Annotated in this window: 20 protein-coding genes and 1 pseudogene; 14 read left to right on the forward strand and 7 right to left on the reverse strand. The window is 72.6% G+C overall.

Annotated features, from left to right (window positions below):
* The first annotated feature begins 94 nt into the window (after window positions 1–94).
* The 7 genes and pseudogenes from C1I99_RS01460 (at window position 95) to C1I99_RS01490 (ending at window position 6,377) form a co-directional block, all read left to right on the forward strand.
* Window positions 95–1,255 carry a mandelate racemase/muconate lactonizing enzyme family protein gene (locus C1I99_RS01460; RefSeq protein ID WP_111132368.1) on the forward strand — a complete coding sequence of 387 codons (1,161 nt, stop codon included), beginning with the start codon at window positions 95–97 and terminating at the stop codon, window positions 1,253–1,255.
* A complete protein-coding gene (locus tag C1I99_RS01465) occupies window positions 1,256–2,152 on the forward strand; it encodes a dihydrodipicolinate synthase family protein (RefSeq protein ID WP_111132326.1) in 897 nt (298 codons plus the stop codon).
* Entirely contained in the window at window positions 2,149–2,871 is a 723-nt protein-coding gene (locus C1I99_RS01470) for an SDR family NAD(P)-dependent oxidoreductase (RefSeq protein ID WP_111132327.1), read from the forward strand. Before C1I99_RS01465 ends, C1I99_RS01470 begins: the two co-directional genes overlap by 4 nt.
* The gene (locus C1I99_RS01475; protein ID WP_111132328.1) at window positions 2,862–3,707 is read left to right on the forward strand and encodes an SMP-30/gluconolactonase/LRE family protein; all 846 of its coding nucleotides are present in this window, start codon (window positions 2,862–2,864) and stop codon (window positions 3,705–3,707) included. The genes C1I99_RS01470 and C1I99_RS01475 overlap by 10 nt, the downstream gene beginning before the upstream one ends.
* Before the next feature lie 91 nt (window positions 3,708–3,798).
* Window positions 3,799–5,147 (forward strand): annotated as a pseudogene (locus tag C1I99_RS01480) (nicotinate phosphoribosyltransferase); the annotation flags it as partial.
* A gap of 156 nt (window positions 5,148–5,303) precedes the next feature.
* The gene (locus C1I99_RS35115; RefSeq protein ID WP_438941376.1) at window positions 5,304–5,546 is read left to right on the forward strand and encodes a hypothetical protein; all 243 of its coding nucleotides are present in this window, start codon (window positions 5,304–5,306) and stop codon (window positions 5,544–5,546) included.
* 381 nt (window positions 5,547–5,927) lie between these two features.
* Window positions 5,928–6,377, forward strand: a complete 450-nt coding sequence (locus C1I99_RS01490; protein WP_146603860.1) for a hypothetical protein — start codon at window positions 5,928–5,930, stop codon at window positions 6,375–6,377.
* An 8-nt stretch (window positions 6,378–6,385) separates the two neighbouring features.
* On the opposite strand, the gene C1I99_RS01495 is transcribed toward C1I99_RS01490, so the two are convergent.
* Window positions 6,386–10,024 (reverse strand): COG1361 S-layer family protein, encoded by a 3,639-nt coding sequence (locus tag C1I99_RS01495; protein WP_158553906.1) that lies wholly within the window; start codon window positions 10,022–10,024, stop codon window positions 6,386–6,388.
* Window positions 10,025–10,412: 388 nt separating this feature from the next.
* Between C1I99_RS01495 and C1I99_RS01500 the strand changes: the two genes are divergently transcribed.
* The 4 genes from C1I99_RS01500 (at window position 10,413) to C1I99_RS01515 (ending at window position 15,922) form a co-directional block, all read left to right on the forward strand.
* Complete coding sequence (locus C1I99_RS01500) at window positions 10,413–12,533, forward strand: amylo-alpha-1,6-glucosidase (RefSeq protein ID WP_111132333.1); 2,121 nt, start codon at window positions 10,413–10,415, stop codon at window positions 12,531–12,533.
* A gap of 125 nt (window positions 12,534–12,658) precedes the next feature.
* Window positions 12,659–13,591 (forward strand): 1-phosphofructokinase family hexose kinase, encoded by a 933-nt coding sequence (locus tag C1I99_RS01505; RefSeq protein WP_111132334.1) that lies wholly within the window; start codon window positions 12,659–12,661, stop codon window positions 13,589–13,591.
* Between the two features lie 18 nt (window positions 13,592–13,609).
* Window positions 13,610–14,479 carry a class II fructose-bisphosphate aldolase gene (locus tag C1I99_RS01510; RefSeq protein WP_111132335.1) on the forward strand — a complete coding sequence of 290 codons (870 nt, stop codon included), beginning with the start codon at window positions 13,610–13,612 and terminating at the stop codon, window positions 14,477–14,479.
* Window positions 14,480–14,656: 177 nt separating this feature from the next.
* The gene (locus tag C1I99_RS01515; RefSeq protein ID WP_111132336.1) at window positions 14,657–15,922 is read left to right on the forward strand and encodes a serine hydrolase domain-containing protein; all 1,266 of its coding nucleotides are present in this window, start codon (window positions 14,657–14,659) and stop codon (window positions 15,920–15,922) included.
* A gap of 141 nt (window positions 15,923–16,063) precedes the next feature.
* Here C1I99_RS01515 and C1I99_RS01520 read toward each other — a convergent pair whose 3' ends face one another.
* Together C1I99_RS01520 and C1I99_RS01525 are read right to left on the reverse strand one after the other, a co-directional pair.
* Window positions 16,064–16,396, reverse strand: coding sequence for a putative quinol monooxygenase (locus C1I99_RS01520; protein WP_111132337.1), 333 nt, complete (start codon window positions 16,394–16,396; stop codon window positions 16,064–16,066).
* 148 nt (window positions 16,397–16,544) lie between these two features.
* Entirely contained in the window at window positions 16,545–17,489 is a 945-nt protein-coding gene (locus tag C1I99_RS01525; protein ID WP_111132338.1) for a helix-turn-helix transcriptional regulator, read from the reverse strand.
* A 63-nt stretch (window positions 17,490–17,552) separates the two neighbouring features.
* Between C1I99_RS01525 and C1I99_RS01530 the strand changes: the two genes are divergently transcribed.
* A complete protein-coding gene (locus C1I99_RS01530; protein WP_111132369.1) occupies window positions 17,553–18,749 on the forward strand; it encodes an epoxide hydrolase family protein in 1,197 nt (398 codons plus the stop codon).
* Window positions 18,750–18,963: 214 nt separating this feature from the next.
* Here C1I99_RS01530 and C1I99_RS01535 read toward each other — a convergent pair whose 3' ends face one another.
* Window positions 18,964–20,301, reverse strand: a complete 1,338-nt coding sequence (locus C1I99_RS01535) for an MFS transporter (RefSeq protein WP_111132339.1) — start codon at window positions 20,299–20,301, stop codon at window positions 18,964–18,966.
* A gap of 107 nt (window positions 20,302–20,408) precedes the next feature.
* Between C1I99_RS01535 and C1I99_RS01540 the strand changes: the two genes are divergently transcribed.
* A complete protein-coding gene (locus C1I99_RS01540; protein ID WP_111132340.1) occupies window positions 20,409–20,951 on the forward strand; it encodes an SAM-dependent methyltransferase in 543 nt (180 codons plus the stop codon).
* A gap of 253 nt (window positions 20,952–21,204) precedes the next feature.
* Here the strand turns inward: C1I99_RS01540 and C1I99_RS01550 are convergent, their stop codons facing one another.
* Complete coding sequence (locus C1I99_RS01550; RefSeq protein ID WP_111132342.1) at window positions 21,205–21,951, reverse strand: class I SAM-dependent methyltransferase; 747 nt, start codon at window positions 21,949–21,951, stop codon at window positions 21,205–21,207.
* A 190-nt stretch (window positions 21,952–22,141) separates the two neighbouring features.
* Between C1I99_RS01550 and C1I99_RS01555 the strand changes: the two genes are divergently transcribed.
* Window positions 22,142–22,801: a dihydrofolate reductase family protein gene (locus C1I99_RS01555; protein ID WP_111132343.1), complete on the forward strand. Its 660-nt coding sequence runs from the start codon at window positions 22,142–22,144 to the stop codon at window positions 22,799–22,801.
* 280 nt (window positions 22,802–23,081) lie between these two features.
* Here the strand turns inward: C1I99_RS01555 and C1I99_RS01560 are convergent, their stop codons facing one another.
* The gene (locus tag C1I99_RS01560) at window positions 23,082–23,531 is read right to left on the reverse strand and encodes a MerR family transcriptional regulator (protein WP_111132344.1); all 450 of its coding nucleotides are present in this window, start codon (window positions 23,529–23,531) and stop codon (window positions 23,082–23,084) included.
* Window positions 23,531–25,030, reverse strand: a complete 1,500-nt coding sequence (locus tag C1I99_RS01565; protein WP_111132345.1) for a SulP family inorganic anion transporter — start codon at window positions 25,028–25,030, stop codon at window positions 23,531–23,533. Before C1I99_RS01565 ends, C1I99_RS01560 begins: the two co-directional genes overlap by 1 nt.
* Window positions 25,031–25,191: the final 161 nt, after the last annotated feature.

Consider the following 25,191-nt stretch of genomic DNA (forward strand, 5'->3'; position numbering starts at 1 on the left):
CCGGCGACCAGCGCTGCGCTCGGCGATCCGGACGACCCGGGCCAGCGCCCCAGCGGCCCCAGCCGGTCCGGCTGACCTGCGGAAGGGAGGCGTGATGCTGGTCCGCGAGGTCCGCACCCACGTGCTGAAGGTGCGCGCCGACGAGGCGTACCTGGGGCCGCTGCGCGACGGGAGCACCATCGGTGGCGGCTACCAGGTCCGCGAGCCGTGGCGCAGCCTCTACTCGTCCCGCTACGAGACGCTGCTCGTGGAGGTGGTGGCCGACGACGGCACCACCGGCTGGGGGGAGGCACTCGCCCCGGTGGCGCCCGAGGTGCCCGCCGCGATCGTCGACCTGCTGCTCGCGCCGGTGCTCGTCGGCATGGACGCCACCGCCCCCCGCCCGGCCTGGCACCGGCTGCGCGACCTGATGCGCGAGCGCGGGCACCTGGTCGGCCACCAGGCCGACGCGCTCGCCGCCGTCGACATCGCGCTGTGGGACCTGGCCGGCCGGCTGGCCGGGCTCAGCGTCGCCCAGTTGCTCGGCGGCGCGTTCCGCACCCGGCTGCCGACGTACGTATCCGGGCTGCCCCGGCCCACCGACCCGCAGCGGGCGGCGCTGGCCCGCGACTGGGCCGGCCGGGGCGCGGCGGCGGTGAAGCTGCACCTGGGCCACGGCGTCGATGCCGACCTGGCCACCGTGGACGCCGTCCGCGACGCCGCGCCCGGCCTGCACGTCGCCGTGGACGGGCACTGGGCGTACGGGGTGGACGACGCGGTCGCGCTGGCCCGCGGGCTGGCGGAGCGCGGCGCCTGGTTCCTGGAGGCGCCCCTGGCGCCGGAGGACATCGCCGGGCACGCCGAACTCGCCGCCCGCTCCGGCGTGCCGATCGCGGTCGGGGAGACGCTGCGTAACCGGTACGAGTTCACGCAGTGGCTCGACGCCCGGGCGTTGCGCATCGCCCAACCCGACGTGGCCCGCACCGGCATCACCGAAGCGATGGCGATCGCCGAGCTGTGCGCCGCCCGGCACGTGCCCGTCGCACCGCACCACTCCGTCGGCATGGGTGTCTCCCTCGCCGCCGGCCTGCACGTCGCCGCGGCGGTCGCCGACCTCGCCGCGTTCGAGTACCAGCCGACCTCCACCGAGGTCGGCGCCCGCATCCTCACCGGGCCGGTGCCGCTGCACCCGGCCGCGTTCGACCTGCCCGCGGGACCCGGGCTCGGCGTCACCGTCGACGCCGGCACGGTTCGCGCCCTGGCCAAGGAGTCCTGAGTGCGCCACACCGTCCACGGCCTCGTGCCGATCCTCGCCACCCCGTTCGGGCCCGACGGCGCCCTGGACCTGCCCAGCCTGCGCCGGCTCACCGAGTTCCAGCTCGCCAGCGGCGTGGCCGGCGTCGCGGTGTTCGGCATGGCCAGCGAGGGCTTCGCGCTCACCACCGACGAGCGGGCCCGCATCCTCGCCGCCGTCACCGACGTGGTGGCCGGTGCCGTCCCGGTCGTCGCCGGGGTCAGCGGCACCTCCACGGTGACCGCGATCGAGCAGGCCGCCGCCGCGGTGGCCGGCGGCGCCGCGGCGTTGATGGTGCTGCCCCCGTTCATGGTCAAGCCGACCCCCGACCAGCTGCTCACCTTCTACGGCGACGTGGCCGCGGCCACCGGCGTCGAGGTGATGGTCCAGGACGCGCCCGGCGCCACCGGCGTCACCATGTCGCCCGCGCTCATCGCCGAACTCGGCAAGCTCGACGGGGTCACCTCCGTCAAGGTGGAGTCCCCGCCGACCGCGCCGAAGGTCGCGGCCGTGGTCGCCGCCCGCGCCGATGCCGGCTTCGCCGTGCTCGGCGGCCAGAACGCCCAGTTCTGCCTCGAGGAGTACGCCCGCGGCGCGACCGGCACCATGCCCGCCTGCGAGTTCCCCGATCTGCTCGCACCCGTGCTCGCCGACTGGTCGGCCGGCCGGCACGCCGCGGCGCGGGCCGGGTTCACCCGGCTGCTGCCGTTGATCCTCTTCGGCCTGCAGCAGGGCGTCGCCTGGGCGGTGCACAAGGAGGTGCTGGTGCGGCGCGGGCTCATCGCCGACGCCACCGTCCGCTCACCGGCCCGCCCGCTCGACCCGGCCGGCCGGGAGTCGCTCACCGCCATCCTCACCGACCTGGGCCTGGCCCGATGAGCGGCCGCGGCATCCTCGTCGTCGGCGCGTCCTCGCCGATCGGCGCCGCCATCGGGCGGGCGTTCACCGAGGCCGGCGACCGGGTCGTCGGCGTCTCCCTCGAGCGGCGCGCCGACCCCGCGTTCACCGCCGAACTGGTCGCCGACTGCGCCGACCCCGACGCCGCCGACCAGGTTGTCGCCGACGCGCACCGCACCCTCGGCCGGCTCGACGTGGTGGTGCCCGCCGCCGCGGTCATGCCGGTCGCCCCGGCGGCGCAGACCACCGACGCGCAGTGGCGCATCGCGCTCGACGCGACCCTCGGGTCGATGTTCTACGTCGTGCGGGCGGCCCTTCCGCTGCTGCCCCGCGGCGGGGCGGTCGTCGCGGTCAGCTCCGTCAACGCCACCCTCGCCGCGCCCGGCCTGCCCGGCTACGCGGCCGCGAAGGCCGGCGTCGAGGGCCTGGTCCGCCAGCTCGCCCTGGAGTACGGGCCGGCCGGCATCCGGGTCAACGCCGTCGCCCCCGGCATGATCGGCAGCGCCGACCTGCCCGGCGTCACCGAGGGCTACCCGCTGCGCCGGGTCGGCCGACCCGAGGACGTGGCCGCCGCGGTGGCGTTCCTCGCCTCCCCGGCGGCGGACTTCGTCACCGGGGCCGTGCTGCCCGTCGACGGTGGCCTGTCCATCGCCTCACCCGCGGCGTGGCTGCGCCCCGACCTGCGCGCCCGATGGCTGTGACCCCGGAGGACGTTGACTGGGCTGTCCTCGGTGACCTGCGCTGCGCGCTGGGGGAGAGCCCGGTCTGGGACGACAGCGTCGGCCGTCTGCACCTGGTCGACGTCACCGGCCACGCGATCTGGACCGTCGACCCGGACACCGGCGCCGCGCACGCACTCACCGGCGGCCGGCCGGTCACCGCGCTGGTGCCCCGCGCCGGCGGCGGCTGGCTCGGCGTCTCCGGCCGTGACCTCGGCTCCGTCGACCCGCACGCCGGGACTCTCCGGCCGCTGGTCAGCCTGCCCGGGCCGGCCGACCTGGCGCTCAACGACGCCGTCTGCGGCCGCGACGGGGTGCTGTACGTCGGGTCGGTCGACCGGACCGGCGCCAACCGGGGCGCCCTGCACGCGGTCGGGGCGGACCTGCGCCCGCGCGTCGTCGCCGCCGGGGTGGGCGCGTCGAACGGCGTCGACACCAGCCCAGACGGGCAGGTCCTCTACCACGCCGACACGTTCGCCGGCACCGTCACCGCGTACGGGCCAGACCGCCGTCGGGTGGCGTCGGTGCCCGTCGACCGGCCGGACGGGCTCACCGTCGACGCCGGCGGCGGGGTGTGGGTGGCCCTGTGGGGGAGCGGGATGGTGCGCCGCTACACCGCCGACCTGGCGCCGGACCGGGCGCTGCGGGTGCCGGCGCCGCTGGTCACCAACGTGGCGTTCGGCGGGCCGGACCTGCGCCGCCTGTTCGTCACCACGGCCCGCTCCGGCGATGCCGAACTGTCGGGGGCGGTGTTCGCGGCGGACGTGGGCGTCTGTGGCCTGCCGCCAGCCCGGTTCGCCACCGGCCAGCCCGGATGACCGACCGTCGCTGACAACGACCAGGATCCTCTGTTTCCCGCTCGCTCGGCCGCCGGATCCACCACAGTGGTGGCGTGGCCGAGGAGGTGACATGACCGGGTTGCGGACCGACCTGTACGAGCTGCGGATGGCGGCCAGCTACCTGCGCCGGGACATGACCGAACCCGCCACGTTCAGCCTGTTCGCCCGCCGCCTGCCGGCGCGGCGCGGCTTCCTGGTCGCCGCCGGCCTGGCCGAGGCGCTGGACTTCCTGGAGAGCTTCACGTTCGACGACGACGAGCTGGCCTACCTGCGCGATGCCGTCGGGTTCGACCAGGCGACCCTGGGGGCGCTGGCCGGGCTGCGGTTCACCGGCGACGTGTGGGCCGTACCGGAGGGACGGGTGGTGTTCGCCGACGAGCCGCTGCTGGAGGTCACCGCGCCGATCGCCGAGGCGCAGCTGGTGGAGACCGGGGTGCTGAACCTGATCACCTTCCACACCACGGTCGCCAGTAAGGCCGCCCGTTGCCGGCTCGCCGCCGGTAGCGCCCAACTGGTCGACTTCGCGTTCCGCCGTACCCACGGCATCGAGGCCGGCGCGGCCGCGGCGCGGGCCTCGGCCATCGCCGGGTTCGCCGCCACCAGCCACGTCGAGGCCGCCCGGCGCTACGGCCTGACCCCGTCCGGCACGATGGCCCACTCGTACGTCGAGGCGTTCCCCGACGAACGGGCCGCGTTCCGCGCGTTCGCGGCCGACTACCCGACGAACCCGATCTTCCTGGTCGACACCTACGACACGCCGGCCGGGGTGCGGGCCGCCGTCGACGTCGTCACCGAGCTGGGACTGACCGGGTCGGTCGGCGTCCGCCTCGACTCCGGTGACCTCGCCGCGCTGGCCAGGCAGGCCCGCGCGATCCTCGACGGCGCCGGGCTGACCCGGGCCCAGATCGTCGCCAGCGGCAGCCTCGACGAGGACATCATCGCCGGGATCGTCGCCACGGGCGCGCCGATCGACGCGTACGGCGTCGGCACCAAGATGGGGGTCTCCTACGACGCGCCGTCGCTGGACAGCGCGTACAAGTTGGTGGGCGTCGGCGACCGACCGGTGCTCAAGCTGTCGCCCGGCAAGGCCACCCTGCCCGGTCCCAAGCAGGTCTTCCGCGCCCCCGCCGCCGCCGGCGGCGACATCGTGGGGCTCCGCGACGAGCCGCCGCCGGTCGGCCGGGAGCCGCTGCTGGTGCCGGTGATGCGCGGCGGGCGCCGGCTCGACGCCGCCGATCCGGCCGGGGAGGTCCGTGCCGCGCGCCGCCGGTTCGACGCCGACCTCGCCTGGCTGCCGGAGCCGGCGCGCCGGCTGGCCGACCCGGCGCCGCTCACCGCCGCGGTCAGCCCGGCACTGGCCGCGCTGCACGAGCGGGTGGCCCGGCAGGTGGTGCCGGGCGGGCCGCGCGGAACAGTTCCTCGCCCTTGACCAGCCAGGCGGCGCCGAACGCGAGCACCGCGACCGCCTCGCACCAGAACAGCGGCTTGAGCGTGTCCCGGGTGGCCTCGGGCAGCGCGTTGCTCGCCACGGCGAGGGTGATGGCGCTGAGTATGAGGCCGCCGCAGGCGTAGTAGATGCCGTTGCGTACCCGCCTGCCCCGGGCGGCGCCGCTGGGTTCGGACGCCGGGAACCGGAAGAGGCAGAAGACGGCGAGGAGCACGAACAGCGCCGCCGCCGCGATCTGGTGCACCCGGCCGATGATGACGTCGTCGGCGGTGAGCGTGCCGGCGGGCGCGTCCGTCGCGGTCGGGAACAGCGCCACCGCGACCGCCAGCACCCCGGCGACGGTGCTCAGCGCGTCGTCCAGCCGTCGGTAGCGGTAGCAGATCAGGAAGACACCGATCGCGCACATGCCGCCGACGAAGACGTCCCGCATGCCGGTGTGGTAGAAGCCGCTGATCGAGTCGAGCAGGGTGACTCGGCCGGTGAGCAGCGCGTTGCCGGCGGTCAGCACGATCGGCAGGGCGATGCCGACCACACCGATGCCGAGGCGCAGGCGACGGACGGTCATCGCGTCCTGCGGTGGCCGGACGGGCACGGGGTCCACGTTCCCTCCCTGGTGTCCTGGGCAGCGGCGGCCTGCCCGGTCGAGGTGCGGACGCCGACTGCTCCACCCAGTGCAGTCCCAGCGGGGCTCGCTGTCAATCTCGCGGGCGTCCGACGTCGTTCCCGGCGGCCCGGCGTCGTACGATCGGCGCATGGCCTTCCGGCCGGGGGTCCTCGCCGCCGTCGCCGCCGTGCTGCTGGCGGCGGCCTGCGACGCGCCGGACGCTCCCAGCCCCACCGCCACCGCCACCGCGGCGGGCAGCGTCACCACCACCGCCCAGGCCGGCGCGGGGCGGGGTGCCGTGCGGGTTATTACCCAGCTCGGCGAGCAGTGCCCGCACCTGCCGGTCACCCCCGATCCGCGCTGCGACCCTAAACCCCGACCCGGCACCGGCTTCGAGATCCGCTCCACCACCGGCGACGTGGTCGCGCGGGGTCGCACCGGGCCGGACGGGGGCGCCACGGTCGCCGTCGATCCGGGCACGTACGTCGTCCGGGGTGAACCGGTAGCGGACTACCGGTTCACCCCGCAGCGGCGGGTGACGGTCAGCGGGGCCGATCCGGTCGCCGTCCCGCTGACCTACACCAACGGCATCCAGTAGGGGGGCGGCTACCGGCCGGTGCCTCCCTTCACCACGATCGTCACGTCGTCACTGTTGTTTCCGGCCGCCGGATCCGGCGTCGTGCTGGTCATCGTCGCGGAGTTCCGGATCGTCCGGACGCTGCCCTGCGCCTGCGTCTCGATCACGAACGACACGGTCGCGCCCGCCGGCACCCTCGCCGCCGTGCAGGTCACCATGTGCGTGGCCTGGTCGTAGTCGCACTGCGGTGAGAGGTACTGGACGGTCAGCTTCTTCGGATCCAGCGGCAGCGTGTCCACCACCGTGACGTTCTGCGCGTCGGACGGCCCGCCGGCCCCGCACGTCGGGGTCGGCGTCGACTGCGCGTCCCGCTCGCAGCCGGCGTCGTTGTGCACCGTCAGCGTCCACACGATCGTCGGGGACGGGTTGCCCGACCGTGGCTCGCCAATCTTGTCGAGCCACAGCTCCGCCGACGCCCGCACCCCGGTCTGCTGGGTGGCCGTGTTGTCGGCGGGGTTCGGGTCCGGGGTCGTCGCCGACACCGTCACCGAGTTGGTCAGGGTCGTCCCGCTCGGCACCGACGGGGCGACCAGCACGGTCAGGAACACCGACCGGCCCTGCCCCGGGTTCAGCGCCCCCAACGCGCACACCACCTGGTCGGTCTGCACGAGAGTACAGACGGTGGCGCCGTTGCCGTCGACACCGCTGACGTACGTCGTGCCCGCCGGCAACGTGTCGGTCACCGTCACGTTCTGCGCCGTCGACGGTCCGGCGTTGCTCACCGTGATGGTGTAGGTGATCTCCTCGCCGGCCACGACCGGGTCGGGGGAGTCACTCTTGGTCACCGACAGGTCCGCGGACGCCTCGACCGTCGTGGACACGCTGTCGCGGACGTCGTCGTTGTCCGGGTCCGCGGTAACGCTGGACACCACCGCCTCGTTGAACAGCACCGTGCCCGGCACCACGTCCGGCGCGACCCGCGCCACGATGGTGATCGTCGCGGACGCCCCGGCGGCCAGGTTGCCCAGGCCGCAGCGCACGTCACGGGTGGTCGGCTGGCCGTTGGCGCAGGTGCCGGCCGACGGGGTGACCGACACGAAGCTGGCCCCGGCGGGCAGCGTGTCGGCGACCACCACGTCCCGGGCCACCGACGGGCCGTCGTTGGTGACCGTGACGACGTACTGCATCTGGGTGCCGGCGGTGACGCTCGCCGGCCCGGCCTTGTCCAGACTCAGGTCGGCCGACCCGACGAACTCCACCCGGCCGGTGGCCTTGTTGTTGGCCTGGTTCGGGTCCACGGTCGCGCTGGTCACCGTGGCCACGTCGTTGACCTGCGCGACGTCGTCGGCGGTCACCGTGACCCGCACCGTCGTCCGGCCGCCGGCCGGTTCGGTGCCCAGGTCGCAGGTGATCGTGACGGAGGTGACCGGCCCGGTGCCGGTGGGCGCGCACGACCCGGACGGGGTGGCGGTCACGCTCACCACCTCGAACGGCGTCGCCGAGGTGAGCGCGTCCGTCAGCTCCACGGACGCCGCGTCGGACGGGCCGAGGTTGTCCACATGGATGTCGCAGAAGCCGGGCGTGCCGGCCGGTGCCGGACGGTCCGGCTTGCAGACCTTGGTGACCGCGAGGTCGGCCCGGCTGGTGACCGTGGTGGTCGCGGTGGCCGTGTTGTTGCCCGGGTCCGGGTCGAACTGGTCGGCCGCCGCCACCGTGGCGGTGTTGGTGATCGTCCCGGGCGGGAGGTTCGCGGGCACCGCGACCTGGATCACCAGAGGCACCGACTGACCGGGCAGCAGTTCACCCAGCCCGCAGGTGAGGGTGCCGGCCGCGTTCGTGCACGCCGGGGCGCTGGACAGGAACGCCACCCCCGCCGGCAGGGTGTCGGTGACGGTGACCGAGCCGGCGGTGTTCGGGCCGTCGTTGGTGACCGTGACGGTGTAGGTCAGCTGCTGGCCGGCGTGAACCGGGTCGGGGGAGTCGCTCTTGGTGATCCGCAGGTCGGTCTGGTCGCAGGAGGTGAACTTGAAGGCGCCGATGCGGGTCTGCCGGGCGCCGCCGTGCTGTTGGGTGTACCAGAAGGTGCAGTCGTCGACCGGGTCGACGTTCATCGAGCTGTAGTCGCCCCAGCGGTCGGCGTTGGTCTGCGAGGTGGTGCCGGAGAACATGATCTGCTCCGGTTCCGGCATGCTGCCCAGCGGCGCGCCGGCCAGCCGACCGGTGTAGCCGATCGACGGGAAGACGTTGGCGCCGGCGTCGACGAGGCTGTAGCCGAGCGCGATGTTGCCCTTGCCGTCCATCGCCGCCGAGCCCATCCACCGGTCCGCGGTGCCCGGCGCGTAGGTGCCCTGCTGGTGGATGGCCCAGCCGCCGCCGCTGTTGCGCAGCTCGTACCAGCGGGTGCCGACCCGGTTGTTGCCATCGGCGTCCACCGACGACTGCACCGCCACCATCGCCTGGTGGGAGCCGAAGTTGCGGTACTGCACCCGGTGCATCAGCCGGCCGGGCAGCGCGTCGATTTGCTGCGTGGTGCCCGGCTGGGAGATGCAGTCGCGGGCCGCGCCGTTGCCGTCGACGTCGGTGCACCCGATGTTGATGTCGAACGGCTGGGTGATCAGCGTGGTAGCCAGGCCGAAGGTGCTGTTGGCGGGGTTGGTCCAGTCCACGTGGAAGTCGTACACGTCGATGCTGTCCTGGGCGCCGCCCTGGCCGTTGTCGGCGTCGCGGGACAGCAGGAAGTGGTTCGGTTCGCCGGCGAGGGGCGGGTTGACGCCGTCCCAGTCGCTGGGGAACAACCGCACCCGGCCGGCGGAGGAGACACCGGGCCCGAGGGCGCCGGCGCCGGAGCCGAAGTACTGGAAGGTGGCGGGGCTGCCGCTGACCATCGCCGCCCGGTCGAAGACGTACGCCCCGAGCGTGCCGCCTTCGAACGTCGACATGTAGAGGCCGTCGGGCCAGATGCCGAACTTCTCGTAGTCGTGGGAGGCGCTGAGCCGGAACGAGTAGGTGAAGTACGCGCCCGTCGGGTCCGGCGTCTGCGAGTAGGCGACGCACATGTCGAACGGCGCGGTGTTCGGGCTGGTGAACTGCGCCAGCATCCACCGGTCGACGGTCTGGTCGTACAGGACGATCGGGTCGCCCGCGTTCTGGGTGTCGCAGCCGTTGTCGTTGACGGTGTTGGAGGTCCACAGCGAGTTGATCGGGAACGGCCCGCCGTTGGGCGGGGAGGTGCCGTCCTTGTTCCAGATCTGGAAGGTCGTGTTGACCATCTGTACGTAGTGGTCAGGACCGACGTCGCCGACGGTGTCGGGCGGGGTGCCGCCGGTCTGGCCGGCGAACGGGGTGTTGGTGGGTCGCAGGTCGTCGTTGACCGGCGCGTCCGCGGTCTGGATCACCGGGTCGGCCTTTCCGGCGATGTCCGGCTGGGCGTCGGCGGTGTCGGTGGTGGGCGCGGTCGCCCGGTTGCCGCCCTTCGCGCGTGGCATGGTCCGTACCGGCTTCGACACCCCGGCCCGTACCGGCTCGACCACGCCGACATGCTTCGGCTTCGCCGGCTCGTCGGGTGGGCGCAGGGGTGCGGCGGTGCCGGAGTTCGGTGCGATCAGGACGGTCAGGCTGCTGAACAGCAGCAGCGCCGCGTGCGCGGCCAGCGCCCGTCTTCGTGTCATGGAAACCCCCACGAGGATCGTGATCATCCGTCGGAGTGACGGCTTCCGACTTCATATCGTCACGCGGTGGGGTGAGCGCCGGTGTGACCGTGATCTGACACCGTTCGCGAGCGCCGCTCGCACTGTGGCTGACCTGCCTTTTCGCGGTGCCCGACGAGGCGGCGGCCGCGGGTTCTTCGCTCCCCGGCATGTATACGAGCGGACGGCGCGGGTAGTCGGCGAAGGGCTCGGCGAGCCACGCGTTGGCCAGGGTGAGTGCCGGGCCGGTCTGCGCGCCGGCTAGGCGTGTGGCCCGAGGCTGCTGACGGACGTCCGGGATGTGCCGGTCCTTCACGAACCTGGGGAGGTGTCCGTGACGGCGACACAGCGACCGACCCCCGCTGACCCGATGCCGGATACCCAGGCACGGCACCGGGTGTCCAGCGGTGCCTGCCGAGACCTGCCCCCGGAGTTGGGGCCCGAGGCGATCGGCGTGCTCCAGGGGCGCACGTTCATGTTCTCCGACGCCGCCGGCAACGTGCCGAAAGGCTCGATCGGCGGTCTCGTCCACGACGACACCCGGTTCATCGACCAGTGGGAACTGACCGTCAACGATGCGCCCCTGATGGTGCTGTCCTCGGGAACAGTGGACGCCCACTCCGCGGCGTTCTTCCTGGCCAACCCCGACTTGCCGGACCTGCCGGCGAACCGGGTCGGGGTACGGCGGCAGCGGTTCGTCGGTGACGGGCTGTACGAACGCGTCGAGGTGCGCTACTTCGGTATCGAGCCGGTGTCGGTCCGGCTGCGACTGGCGGTCGGGACCGACTTCGCCGACCTGTTCGAGATCAAGGAGTCGGTTCGCGACCGCGCTCCGGACATTGTTCGCCGGCATGAGCCCGACGGCTCGGCGGTCGGGTTCGCCTACCGCAACGGCGACTACTCGGCGATGGTGCGGATCGAGGCCGAGCCGGCCGTGCACCGCTTCGACGGGAACGCGCTGGTCTGGGATCTCCACCTCGAGCGGGGGCAGCAGTGGGGCTGCCAGGTGTGGGTCCCGTTGCGCTGCGGCCAGGAAAGCTACCGGCCTTCCGCTCGCGAGTTCGGGCACGTGTTCGACCACGGGCCGGACGATCCGTCGACCCGGTGGGCGGCGGACAAGCCGCACCTGGAGACCGGCGTGGACCTGCTGCGCGACGTCTACCACAAGTCGGCGGTCGACCTGGTGTCGATGCGCATCGAGAAGAAGATACGCGGCGAGCCGGTGGTGCTGCTCGCCGCGGGCCTGCCCTGGTTCATGACGGCGTTCGGCCGGGACACGCTGATCACCGCCTACCAGACCATGAGCTGCGGTCCCGAGGTCGCCCGCGGCGCCCTGATCGTGTTGGCCTCGCACCAGGCGGAGACCCTCGACGACTTCACCGACCGGGAACCGGGCAAGATTTTCCATGAGTACCGCGCAGGTGAGCTGACCCAGCTCGGCATCAAGCCCTACTGCCCCTACTACGGCGGCGTCGACACCACGGCGCTGTGGCTGATCCTGCTGTCGGAGTACTGGCGGTGGACCGGCGACGACGAGTTCGCGTGCCGGCTGCGCGACAACGCCGACGCCGCCCTGCGCTGGATCGACCACTACGGCGACCGCGACGGGGACGGCTACGTCGAATACGCCACCCGCTCCGTCCAAGGCCTGGGTAACCAGTGCTGGCGGGACTCCCCGGACGGCGTGCAGTTCGCCGACGGCACCATCCCGGTGCTGCCGATCGCCACCTCCGAAACGCAGGGCTACACCTACGACGCGAAACTGCGTGCGGCGGAACTCGCCGACGGCCCGTGGCAGCGACCCGACCTGGCCCGACGGCTGCGGGCGGAGGCAGCCCGGCTGCGCGAGCAGTTCAACCGGGACTACTGGATTCCTGATCGGGGTGGCTACTACGCCGTCGGCCTCGACGGCGACAAGCGCCGCATCGACTCGATGACGTCGAACATGGGTCACCTGCTGTGGAGCGGCATCGTGCCGCAGGACCGCGCCGGCCAGGTGGCGGCGCACCTCGTGTCCGACGAGATGTTCTCCGGCTGGGGGGTGCGTACGCTGTCCACCGCCGATGTCGGCTACAACCCCATCGGATACCACGTGGGCACCGTGTGGCCGCACGACAACTCGATCATCGCCGCCGGGCTGGCCCGCTACGGCTACCGGGACGAGGCCAACCGCATCGCCCTGGCCATGCTGCACGCGGCCGCCTACTCCGAGCACCGGCTGCCGGAGGCGTTCTCCGGCTACGACCGGTCCTTCGGCCGTGAGCCCGTGCCGTACCCCACCGCGTGCAATCCGCAGGCGTGGGCCAGTGGAGCCCCCCTGCTGTTCCTGCGCACCATGCTCGGCCTACGGCCACGCGGTGGCGCACTGCACGTCGACGCTTGGATACCCGCCGAACTCGGTCGGATCCGCCTGAGGAACGTCGCGGCCTTCGGTCGACGGTGGAACGTCGACGCGGCCGGCACCAGGTCCTCCGTCCGGCTCGTCTGGTGATTTGTCGGGCGCACCGAGTTCGTCACGGGTTGCCATGACCGACGCCGCCGTATTACGGTCCAGGCCGATACGCCAGCGGTGGGGAGGGTCATGCGATATCCCGACACGGCGGGTACGGGCGCGGCATGATCGTCACGGTCACGCTGAACCCCGCGCTCGACATCACCCACACCGTCGCGTCGCTGGTGCCGCACACCAGCCACCGGGTCGCCGAGGTCGGCATCCAGGCCGGCGGCAAGGGCGTCAACGTCGCCCGCGTCCTGCACACGCTGCGGCTGCCCACGGTCGCCGTGGCGTTCCGCGGCGGCCTTACCGGCGCCGCCATCCAGGCCGACCTCGACCGGCACGGCATCGCCCACCGGTTGATCGACACCGCGGGGGAGAGTCGGCGGACGTTCACCATCGTCGACGTCGGCAGCGGCGACGCCACCGTCCTGAACGAGGCCGGCCCGGCCGTGACGAGCGACGAGTGGCACGCGCTGCGCGGGGAGGTGCACCGCCTGCTCGCCGACGCGTCGGTGCTCGTGCTCTCCGGCAGCCTGCCGCCGCAGCTGCCCGACGCCGCGTACGCCGAGCTGACGGTCGCCGCCGCGCGAGCCGGCGTACCGGTGATCCTGGACGCCGCCGGGCCCGCACTGCGAGCCGGCGTCGCGGCGGGACCCGACGTGGTCAAGCCCAACGCCGCCGAGCTCGCCGACGTCACCGGTCTGCCCGACCCGCTCGCCGCCGCCGAAGCGCTCCACGCGGCGGGGGCGCGGGCGGTGGTCGCCTCACTGGGTCCGGACGGCCTGCTCGCCGTCACCCCCGACGGCACCTTCCGGGCCGGACCGCCGGCGTCCCTGGCCGGCAACCCGACCGGCGCCGGGGACTCGGTCGTCGCCGCGATCGCGGCCGGCATCCACACCGGCACGTCGTGGCCGCACCGGCTGTCGGAGGCCGTGGCCCTCTCCGCCGCGACGGTACGGGCACCCCGGGCGGGGCACTTCGACGCCGACACCTACCACCGGCTCGCCCGCGGACGGGTCGGGTCGCTCGCGCCGACCACCGACACCAGCTGACCACCCGGGAGTCCATCCGTGCCCCTGTCATCCACCGCCGACCTCGTGGCGCGGGCCGCCACGAGCGGTCACGCGGCCGTCGCCTTCAACGTCATCACGCTCGAACACGCCGAGGCCATCGTGGCCGGGGCGGAACGGGTGGGCGTTCCCGCCATCCTCCAGATCAGCGAGAACGCCGTGAAGTACCACAGCGGACGTGTCCTGCCGATCGCCCGGGCGGCCGCCGAGCTGGCCCGGGCCGCCGCGGTCGACGTCTCGCTGCACCTGGACCACGTGCGGGACGAGGGGCTGCTGCGCCAGGCCGCCGACGCCGGGGTGAGCTCGGTGATGTACGACGCGGCGGGGCTGCCCTACGGGGCCAACGTGGCCGCCACCCGGCGGGCCGCCGACTGGGCCCACCAGCGGGGACTGTGGCTGGAGGCGGAGCTGGGCCGGGTCGGCGGCAAGGATGGTGAGGCGCCGCTGGACGCCCACGCGCCGCAGGCGCGCACCGACCCGGAGCAGGCGTCGACGTACGTCGCGGCGACACGGGTGGACGCCCTGGCCGTGGCGGTCGGCAGCAGACACGCCATGACCACCCGCACGGCGGCCCTCGACCACGCGCTGATCGCCGAGCTCCGCGACGCCGTCGCCGTGCCGCTGGTGCTGCACGGCTCGTCCGGGGTGTCCGACGACGAACTCGTCCGGGCGGCGGCCGGTGGAATCGCCAAGATCAACATTGGTACGGCGCTGAACGTCGCGTTCACCACGGCGGTGCGGGCTCGCCTCGCCGACGACCGCCTCGCCGACCCGCGTGCGTACCTGTCCGTCGGGCGGGCCGCGATGGCCGACGCCGTCGCGCACTTCCTCCGGCTCCTCGCCGCGAGCCAGCCCATCACACCCAGTTGACGTGCCCCGCGTGGGTCTGACGCTCGGCCTCCGCGATCGGCGCCGCCCGGGCCCGGAATGTCGGCTGTGGACGGTCGCCGTACCCTGCCCGGCCGTTCAGCCGCCCGGTACGGCATGCTGGCACGCGCCGACCGGTCGACGTCGGTCGGGCACACGGGGAGCCGACGGAGGAGTGTCATGGGGCGGGTCGAGGTAAGCAGGCGGACGTTCGGCAAGCTGGTCGGTGCCACCGGCGCGGGGGCTCTGACCGGCGGGATCCTGATCGGGTCGCCCGGCCTGGCGGCGCCGACCTGGCGGGTCACCGGCACGACGGCGGCCTCGCTTCAGCCCTTCGACGACACCATGCGCAGCTTCATGCAGGCCCGCAACATCTCCGCCGGTCAACTGGCGGTCACCTACCAGGGCCGGCTGGTGCTGGCCCGCGCCTACACCTACAGCGACGATCCGGGGCTCACCGTCCAGCCCACCTCGCTGTTCCGGGTGGCCAGCATCTCCAAGTCGGTCACCGCCGCCGCGCTGGCCACGCTGGCCCAGGACGGCAAGCTCAGCCTCGGTACGCCGGTCACCTCGCTGGTCAACCTTGTCCCGCCGCAGGGGCAGCAGCTCGACCCGCGGATGCCCCAGGTGACCCTGTGGCGGTTGCTGCAACACACCGGCGGCTGGGACCGCACCCTCTCCGGCGACCCGATGTTCATGGACCGGACCATCTCCCGGGCGCTCGGCGTGCCGATGGAGCTGCACCTCGCCGACGTGGTCCGCTACATGTCCGGGCGCCCACTCGACTTCGCCCCGGGGACGCGGGTTGCGTACAGCAACTACGGGTACGGGCTGGCCAGGCAGGTCATCGAGAAGGTGAGCGGGCTGTCGTACGCCTCGTACGTGCAGCAGCGCCTCCTGGCGCCGCTCGGCATCACCCGGATGAAGCTGGCCTGGAGCATCGCCCCGCTCAGTGGCGAGGTGCCGTACCGGTCCCGGTACACCGGCCCGACGGTGCTGAACGAGACCGGGAGTACCGTCCCGGCGCCGTACGGCACGTTCAGCATGCGCGTGCAGGAGGGGAACGGCCGATGGGCCGCCTCCGCCGTCGACCTGGTCCGCTGGGCGTCGGCCTTCGACGCCGCGGGAGCGGTGTTCAACAGCACGTCGCTGAGCCGGATCTTCGCGGTACCGGAGACCGGGGTGAACCCGAACGGCTGGTACTACGGCCTCGGCTGGCAGGTACGGCCGGTCAGCGGAGGCCGCAACACCTGGCACACCGGCAGCCTGCCCGGGAACTACTCCCTGCTGGTCCGCGGCTCGAACGGGCTGAGCTTCGCCGCCCTGTTCAACCAGCGCGACGATCCCTCCGGCCTGAGCTACTCCACCATCGATCCGGAACTCTGGTCCGCCGCCGGTCGGGTGACCAGCTGGCCCGGCCACAACCTCTTCCCCAACTACTTCTGACCTGCGGCCGGTTCCGGCCCGCCGCCACCCGATGAGCCGCCCGCCGTGCAGGCGGTCGGCTCATCCCGCGCGACGGCCTGGCGCTGGAGGGACGGGCTGAAGCCCGGCTGTGCGTCCTCGGTGGCGATGTGTGGCCGGTGGTCAGCGGCGGTCGGGGACAGACATCTCACCGAGTTCGGACCAGTCGTCCTGCGGGATCGTCGCGTTGACGATGCGGGGCGTCGCGGCCAGGTGCGGCGGCAGGGTCCGCTGCGCGGTCCTGAAGTGCGCGGACTGGACGTGCGCCGCGCCGGCGTCGGCGTCCCGGAACGCCTCGACCAGCACGTACTCCGTCGGGTCGTCGAGGCTGCGGGACCAGTCGAACCACAGGCAGCCCGGCTCCGCCCGGGTGGCCCGGGTGAACTCGGCGGCGATCTCGGGCCACCGGTCGGCGTGCTCGGGCAGCACCCGGAACTTGGCGGTAATGAAGATCATTCGTGGTCTCCCATTCATGGGGCTGCCCCGCGTCCGGGGGTGGTGGCTGGCCGGGTCGCCGGGGAGCGGCTCAACCAGCCTGGATCGAGACGGTCAGGCCGTCGACGACGCAGGGCCGGCCCCGTCCACCGTATACGCCCCGCGGCGATCAGGTGGCGCGGCGGCACCGCTCGCCGAGGTCACGGATCGCCGCGACGAGTTCGGGCGGTTCGGTCACGGCGAAGTCGACGCCGACCGAGGTGACCATCCAGGCCAGAGCCGCGGGTGATTCGGCGCCGAGGTGCAGCAGGCAGGTTCGGTCGTCGACGGGCTCCACGGCGCCCATCCCCGGCCACACCAGGTCGGCCACCCGCTCGGCCGGCTGGTGCAGGGTGACACTCGCCCGTACGCTCCACGGTCCGGTGGACAGCTGCCGTGACAGGTACGCGGTCACGTCGCCGTCGGGCGGATCCCTGGGCGCGAATCGCGGCCCGGTCGGCGTGCGGGTTCGCAGTCGGTCGACGCGGAAGGTGCGCCAGTTGTCCCTGCCGGTGTCCCAGGCGACGAGGTACCAGTGCCGGCCCCAGTTGACCAGGGTGTGCGGTTCGACGTCGCGTACCGTCTCGGTGCCGTGGTGGCTGGTGTAGTCGAACCGTAGCCGCTCACGTCGGCCCTTGGCCTCGGAGATCGTGAGCAGGACGTCCGGGTCGATCCGTGGACCGTTGGCGGCGGCCCGGACGGTGGCCTGCTGCAGGGTGGTGACCCGGTGCCGCAGCCGGGACGGCAGCACCTGCTCCAGCTTGCCCAGCGCGCGCAGCGAGGTCTCCTCGATGCCGGCCACCGAGCTGGCCGTGGCGGTGCGCAGCCCGATGGCGACCGCGACCGCCTCGTCGTCGTCGAGCAGCAGCGGTGGCAGGGCCGCGCCGGCGCCCAGCCGATATCCGGGGCTGCCCTTCGTCGCGTTGACCGGGTAGCCCAGCTCGCGCAGCCGGTCAACGTCGCGGCGCACGGTACGGGGGGTCACGCCGAGCCGTTCGGCGAGCTCGGCGCCGGACCAGTGCCGGTGGGTCTGCAACAGGGACAGCAGTTTCAGCAGCCGAGCCGAGGTGCCCACGGCATAAGGATGCCAGGTCGGTTAGGAACATCCCTGACCTAAGCCGTTCCTAACGTGACCGCCATGACGAATTCGACGTGTGGCGTCCGCCCCTTCCGCATCGACATCCCGCAGGAGCAGATGGACGATCTGGCCCGCCGGCTGGCCGCCACCCGCTGGCCGGTGCTGCCCGAGGTCGGCTGGAGCCGCGGCGTGCCGGTGGCCCGCCTGAAGGACCTGGCCGAGTACTGGCGGACCGGCTACGACTGGCGGGCCCACGAGGCGGCGCTGAACAGGATCCCCCAGTACGTCACCGAGGTCGACGGGCAGCGGCTCCACTTCCTGCACGTACGCTCACCCGAGCCGGACGCGACCCCGCTGATGCTGCTGCACGGCTGGCCGAGCTCGTTCCTGGAGTTCCTCGACGTCATCGACCCGCTGACCGACCCACGTGCGCACGGCGGCGACCCGGCCGACGCGTTCCACCTGGTCATCCCGTCGCTGCCCGGGTTCGGGTTCTCCGCACCACTGGCCGAGCCCGGCTGGGGCAGCGAGACGATGGCCGCCGCGCTGGCGCAGCTCATGGCCCGGCTCGGCTACCAGCGGTACGGGGTGCAGGGCGGCGACACCGGCGCGTACGTCGCTCCCGCCATCGGTCGCCAGGCCCCGGACCGCGTGGTCGGCGTCCACGTCAACGCGCTGGTCACCTACCCGATTGGCGTGGACGGCGAACGGGACGGGCTCACCGACGCCGAGCTGCGGCGTCTGGGCGCGATGGAGGGCTACAACGACGGGTACCTCCAGATCCAGGCCAAGTCGCCGCACACGCTGGCGTACGGGCTGCACGACTCACCCGCCGCGCAACTGGCGTGGATCGTCGAGATATACCACCGCCTCACCGACCACCCCGCCGACGCGGACTTCGGCATCGACCGGGACCGGCTGCTGACCAACGCCACCCTGTACTGGCTGACCGGCACCGGTGGATCCTCCGCTCAGGTCTACTACGAGGACATCACCGCGAACGCGTGGGGCGACGAGACGGGCCAGTGGGACGACGGCGGCACCGGGTCCGGCGGCTGGGCACCAACCGCCCGCGGAACCGTCCCCACCGGCGTGCTGGTGTCGACCGCCAAGGACATCACGATCCGGCGCTTCGCCGAGCGCGAGCACACCGTGGTGCACTGGGCGGAGTACGACCGGGGCGGGCACTTCTTCGCCACCGAGCAGCCCCAGCTGTTCACCGGCGACGTGCGCGACTTCTTCCGGAAGGTCCGCTGAGGTGGGCGCCCGCCGGCAGGCTTCGCCGCCCCGACCGAGGTGCTCGGCCGGCGGGCGCTCAACCGGGCCACCCTGCACCGCCACCAGCTCCTGGGCGCGGCACGGCCGTATGCGTTTCCGGCAGCCCGGGGCGCCACCGCTCCGGGGCCCGGCCCCGGTGGGCCGGCTGTGGCCGCCGCCCGGGCCCTCGGCGAGCGTGCGGCACGGGCCCTGCTCAGGAGCCGCTGGCCGCCTCGACCACCCTGCCGCGCTGCTCCGCGGTGGCGTCCGTCGCGAGGTCGAGGGGGTGGGCCAGCTCGTCCCGGGGCATCTTGGCCAGCACGATCGCCAGGACGGCGATCACGGTGGGCAGCAGGCCGGCCGCGGCGAACGTCGTACCGAGACCGATCGTGGTGCTGACCGGGCCGGCGATCGCCATGGAGACGGGCATGAACACCAGCGAGACGAAGAAGTCCAGGCTGGACACCCGGCCGAGCAGGTGGGCCGGGACGCGGCGTTGCAGCAGGGTGCCCCAGATGACCATCGGGGCGGAGAAGCACAGCCCGACGACGAACACGGCGGCGGCGATCATCCCGACGTGGGTGGCGATGCCGACGAGAACCAGCGGCAGGCAGCCGAGGCCCCAGGAGAGGTTCATGATCGTCAGGTACCGTCGGGGCATCCGGAAGGCCGCCATGCCCAGGGACCCGATCGCACCGCCGATGCCGAACGCCGCCATCACCAGCGCGTGCGAGCCGGGACCGCCGCCGGCGCGATCCTTGATCGCGAACGGCACCAGAACCTCGATCGGGCCCATGATCAACAGGATCAGTAGCGACGCGTACAGCAGGGTCGCGAGCAGCCACGGCGTCCGTACCATGTAGACGAAGCCGTCGCGCAGGTCGATCAGGGCGGCCCGTACCGGGTGGTCGGCGGAGGCCGGCCGGTCGTGGCGCAGCGGCACCGGCCGCAGCGCCAGCAGGAACGCGACACCGGCGGCCTCCAGCACGGCGACGGCGACCAGTGCCGCGCCGGGGGAGGAGGCGGCAATGATCGCACTGGCGATCGCCGGTCCGGCCGCCTGCATGACGGTGGGCCGCAACATGTGCTCCACGCCGTTGGCGGCCATCAGCTCGTCGGCGGGCAGCACCGAGGGGAGCAGCGCCGAGTACGCCGGGTAGGTGAAGCCGTTCGCGAAGCCGATCAGCAGCGCCACCAGGGCGAGCTGCCACAACTGCAACCAGTCCGCGACCGCCAGCGCGGCCACGGCGCCGACCGCCACGGTACGCACGACCGCGACGGTGAGCAGGATGCGCCGCTGCGGCACCCGGTCGGCCAGCACGCCCCCGAGCAGTGCGGTCGCGAGCATGCCGGCCGCCATCGCCGCGGAGACGAAGGACAGCTCGCTCGGTCCGCCGCCCATCGCGATGACCTGCCAGACGATGGCGATCAGCCAGACGCCGGCGGCGAAGAGCGACATCGTCAACGCGGCGGCCAGCAGCCGGTACGCTCCCCGGCGGAAGGGGCGCAGCGGACCACGCAGCCAGCCGGGAGCGGCCTCGGTGTCGTTCATCGTCTCGTTCCCCCGTCATGCCGGCCGCGTCCCGACCACTATCGCAACCGGCTGCGACATGATCGACGAGAACCCGGCGGCCGCGGCGGCGGGTAGAGTCGCCGTTTGTGGCGGTACGGGCGGTGCCCGAGCGGATCCGGTGGGCGGTCGAGACGCTGGCGGTCACGGCCTGCGACCGGCTGCTGGAGATCGGGTGTGGTGGAGGGGCCGCGGTCGGGCTCGTCTGCCGGTCCCTGTCCACCGGGGTCGTCACCGCGATCGACCGGTCCGCCACGATGGCCGCGCGCGCCGAGCAGCGCAACGCCGCCCACATCCGGGCCGGCCGGGCCATCATCCGCACCGCCACCTTCCGGGCGGCCGACCTCTTCGCCGCTGGCCTGGACACGGCGCGGTACGACAAGATCTTCGCGATCAACGTGAACCTGTTCTGGACCGGGCCGGCCGATCACGAGCTCGCCTTGGCCGCCAGGCTCCTCGCCCCCGGTGGTGGCCTCTACCTGTGCTACGACCCGCCGGGCAACCGGGCGGACGAGATCGTGCAGAAGGTCACCGCCACCCTCACCGGTGCCGGCTTCGGTGTGCAGGTCGAACGCTCCGCCGGCGCGGTGGCGGTCATCGGCCGGCCGTACGACGAAACCCCGAGCACGTGAGTGGTGGCGCAGGCAGGCGTCGGGACAACGCCGCGGCACCTGCTCGTCCCCGGGCGGGGCAGCGCCTGCGGCGGGATGACCGGAGGAGGTAAGCATGGCTCTGACGCTGACCGGTGTGAACATCGACGCCCCGGACCCGCACGCCCTGGCCGCCAGCCGCAGGGCGACGTGCGGGTCTGTCTCGACCCGGCGGGCCACCCGTTCTGCCTCTTCGTGGACGCCTGACCGCCGGCCCGGCGGCCGGCGGGCGGCATCACCGAGCGGTCGGTGGGATGCGGTAGACGGACACGTGGGAGCGCGACTCGGCGGTGAAGTCAGCTCCGGCCCAGTCCTCGTGCCTGGTCTCCAACTCGAACCCGGCCACGAGTGCCATGAGGTCGAGCTCGGCGGGCCAGATGTAGCGGTGCGGACTGCGGAACAGCCGGGCCTGTCCGCCCTTATCGAAGGTGAAGTGGTGCGACACGACGTGCTGACGCAGGACGTCGTACGTGTCCAGGCCGATGTGGCCGGGCTCGGTACGCCAGACCGTGGCCTGCTGGCCCGGTGGGAGCTTACGCAGCTCGGGTACCCAGAGCTCGATGACGAACCGGCCGCCGGGTGCGAGGTGACGGGCGGCGTTGCGGAAGCACGCCACCTGTTCGGCTTGGGTGAGCAGGTTGGAGATCGTGTTGTAGACGAGGTAGACGAGCGAGTACGTCCCGGGGGCGGTGGCGGTCGCCATGTCGCCGACGATCACCGGGATCGTCGATTCGTCGGCCTTCGTGCGCAGCTGGTCGATCATCGGGCGGGACAGCTCGATGCCGGTGACGGGTACCCCGCGCTCGGCGAGCGGGACGGCCACGCGGCCGGTTCCGACGGCGAACTCGAGTGCCCGTCCGCCGCCTGCGAGTTCGGCGAGGCGGTCCACGGTCGGTCCCAGGACCTCGGGCGCGAACATGCCGGTACCCGGGGTGTCGTAACGCCCGGCGGCAGCGGCGTCCCAGAGCTTCTCCTGCTGCATAGCGGCAACGGTCGCCACGGGCGCACACGATGTCCACCGGTTTTTGCGACTCGCGGGGCCTGTGCTCGTACGCCCCGAACCTGTTCACGTGATGCGCCCCGCGCCCGCGCCGACGCAGAATTCGAGCTAGCGTCCAGGCCGTACATCGCCTCAGCGTCCGGCAGAGCACACCTACAGACAGGATGACGCGATGCGCAATCTCGTTGTGAGCACCTCCCTCACCCTCGACGGGGTGATGCAGGCGCCGGGAACTCCGGAAGAGGATCCGAGCGGTGGCTTCACCCTCGGCGGGTGGTTGGTGAACCACTGGGACGACGCCGTGGGCGAGAGCATGGCGAAGTCGACGGGCCGGCCGTTCGAGCTGCTGTTGGGTCGCAAGACCTACGAGATCTTCGCGGCGCACTGGCCCTTCGCCACTGACGACCCCGGCGCCGAGGTGTTGAACCAGGCCCGCAAGTACGTGGTCACCACGACCCTCGAGCAGGCCGAGTGGGACAACACGACCGTCCTGAACCAGGACGCCGTGGCGCAGGTCAGGGCGTTGAAGGAGCAGGACGGCCCGGAGATCCAGGTGCACGGCAGCGGAGACCTGATCCAGACGCTGCTGCGCCACGAACTCGTTGACGAGTTCCGGCTGTGGATCTTCCCGATTGTTGTCGGCAAGGGAAAACGCCTGTTCGATGCGGGCACCGTACCCACCACCTTCGCGGTCCGTGAATCCAGCACCTCCCCGAACGGTGTGATCATGGTGACCTACGAGCGTGCCGCCGGCGGCGTCGACACCGGGTCCTTCGCGCTCGAAACGCCCAGCGAACGCGAACTCCAACGGCGCGAACGACTCGGCGCCTGATCCGCCTCATCGCACCGCAACGCCTTCGTCCGTACGCAGCTGACCGGCTCCGTGCGGTCCGACATCGGCGAGTGGGGCCGCCCGGTCCGCGGGCGCGCGACGATCACGTCGCCCGCCCGCGGACCGGGCACTGCGACGTCGGTCCCCGACGCAGACCGATCAGGCGAGCGACGAACGTCGGGGATGGATGGTCCGGCGGCATCGCCCAGTTCGCGGCACAACATACGGTGGTCAACGCTGGCCGGCACGCCACCGCCGGGGCCGAGGGTCCTGCCCGCCGTCAGTGGGAATCACCGGTGTGCTGATCGAGCTGGTGGCGCAGGGTGTCGGCGAAGCCCTCGGCGGTGGTGAGCTGCTCGCGTAGCGCGGCCACCCGGGCGGCGGCGACGGCGTGGAACATGGCGAGCCGGTCGAGCAGGGCGGGCCGCTCGTCGTCGCTGGCGGTGGGCAGGGCGTCGAGAACGCCGAGCAGGTCGCGCATCTCGTCGAGGGTGAACCCGAGGGGCTTCATCCGTTTGACCACGGCGAGCCGGTCGAGGTCGAGGTCGGTGTAGAGGCGGAACCCGCCCTCGCTGCGGGCCGACGGGACGACCAGCCCGGCGTCCTCGTAGTGGCGGATCGTGCGGATGCTCAGGCCGACGCGGTCGGCGGCCTCGCCGATCTGCATGAGCCGCCCGGCGGCCGGGCCAAACGTGTGCTCCGGCCCGGCGCCACGGAGGGTGCCCGGCATCAGTGGCCTCCGCTCATGGTGCCGGCGAGGGTGCCGTGGATGGCGGCGCTGGGCTTGTTCAGCTCGACGATCTCGACGGTCTTGCCGCGGGCGGCGTACTTGGTGGTGATGGCGTCCAGGGCCGCGACCGACGAGGCGTCCCAGACGTGGGCGTGGGTCATGTCGATGATCACGTTCTGCGGGTCGCCCGCGTAGTCGAATTGGTAGACCAGGTCGTTGCTGGAAGCGAAGAACAGCTCGCCGTGCACTGAGTAGATGCGGGTGCCGCCATCGGGGTCCAGGACGCTGGTGACCTCGACGAGGCGCGCGACCCGGCGGGCGAAGATGACCATGGCGGCGAGCACACCGACGATCACGCCGATGGCCAGGTTGTGGGTGGCGAGGACCGCGCCGACGGTGGTGATCATGACCAGGGTTTCGCCCAGCGGCATCCGCTTGAGCGTGGCCGGAGCGACGGAGTGCCAGTCGAAGGTCGACACCGCGACGATGACCATCACGGCGACGAGGGCGGCCATCGGGATGGTGGCGACCACGTCACCGAGGCTGACCACCAGGATCAGCAGGAACACGCCGGACAGGAACGTGGACAGGCGGGTCCGGGCACCGGACGCCTTCACATTGATCATGGTTTGGCCGATCATGGCGCAGCCGCCCATGCCGCCGAAGAAGCCGGTGACGATGTTGGCCACGCCCTGGCCCCACGACTCGCGGGTCTTGTTCGAGTGGGTGTCCGTGATGTCGTCGACCAGCTTCGCGGTCATCAGCGACTCCATCAGCCCGACCAGCGCCACGCCGAGGGCGAACGGGGCGATCAGGGCGAGGGTGTCCATGGTCCACGGGATCTGCGGCAGGCCGAGGGTCGGCAGGCTGTCGGGCAGCTCACCCTGGTCGCCGACGGTCGGCACGGTCATGCTGGCGCCGACGGTGATGACGGTCAGCAGAATGATCGCCACCAGCGGAGCCGGGACGGCCTTGGTGAGCCGGGGCAGCCCGACCATGATCGCGAGAGCCAGGGCGACGAGTGGGTAGACCAGCCACGGCACGCCGAGCAGGTGCGGGACCTGGGCGGCGAAGATCAGGATGGCCAGGGCGTTGACGAAGCCGACCATGACGCTGCGCGGAACGAACCGCATCAGCTTCGCCACCCCGAGCACCGCGAGCAGCACCTGGATCGCCCCGCCGAGGATCACCGCCGCGATCAGGTAGTCCAGCCCGTGCTCCTTCGCCAGCGGTGCGACGATCAGCGCGATCGCACCGGTCGCCGCGGAGATCATCGCCGGCCGGCCACCGCAGATCGCGATGACCACGGCCATGGTGAACGAGGCGAACAGCCCGACGCGGGGATCCACCCCGGCCAGGATCGAGAAGCTGATCGCCTCCGGAATCAACGCCAGGGCGACGACCAGGCCGGCGAGCACCTCGGTGCGGAACACCTTCGGCGACAGCCAGGACGGGCGGGACAGGCGCGGCCGGGTGACCGCGGACAGCACAGAAGACATACAGCCGTTTCCGCTCGGGGTGTGCGCACCGGGCGCACACGCGATCCCGTGCCCACTGGCGGACACGAGGTGACGTGCACATATCAGTACCGGTCGGACGTTTCCGGACCGTTTCCGGGCACCATCGCCCAGGAGAAGACCGCGAGGGGCCGACAGCGCGC

It is taken from the genome of Micromonospora deserti, assembly GCF_003236335.1.
Taxonomy (GTDB): Bacteria; Actinomycetota; Actinomycetes; order Mycobacteriales; family Micromonosporaceae; genus Micromonospora; species Micromonospora deserti.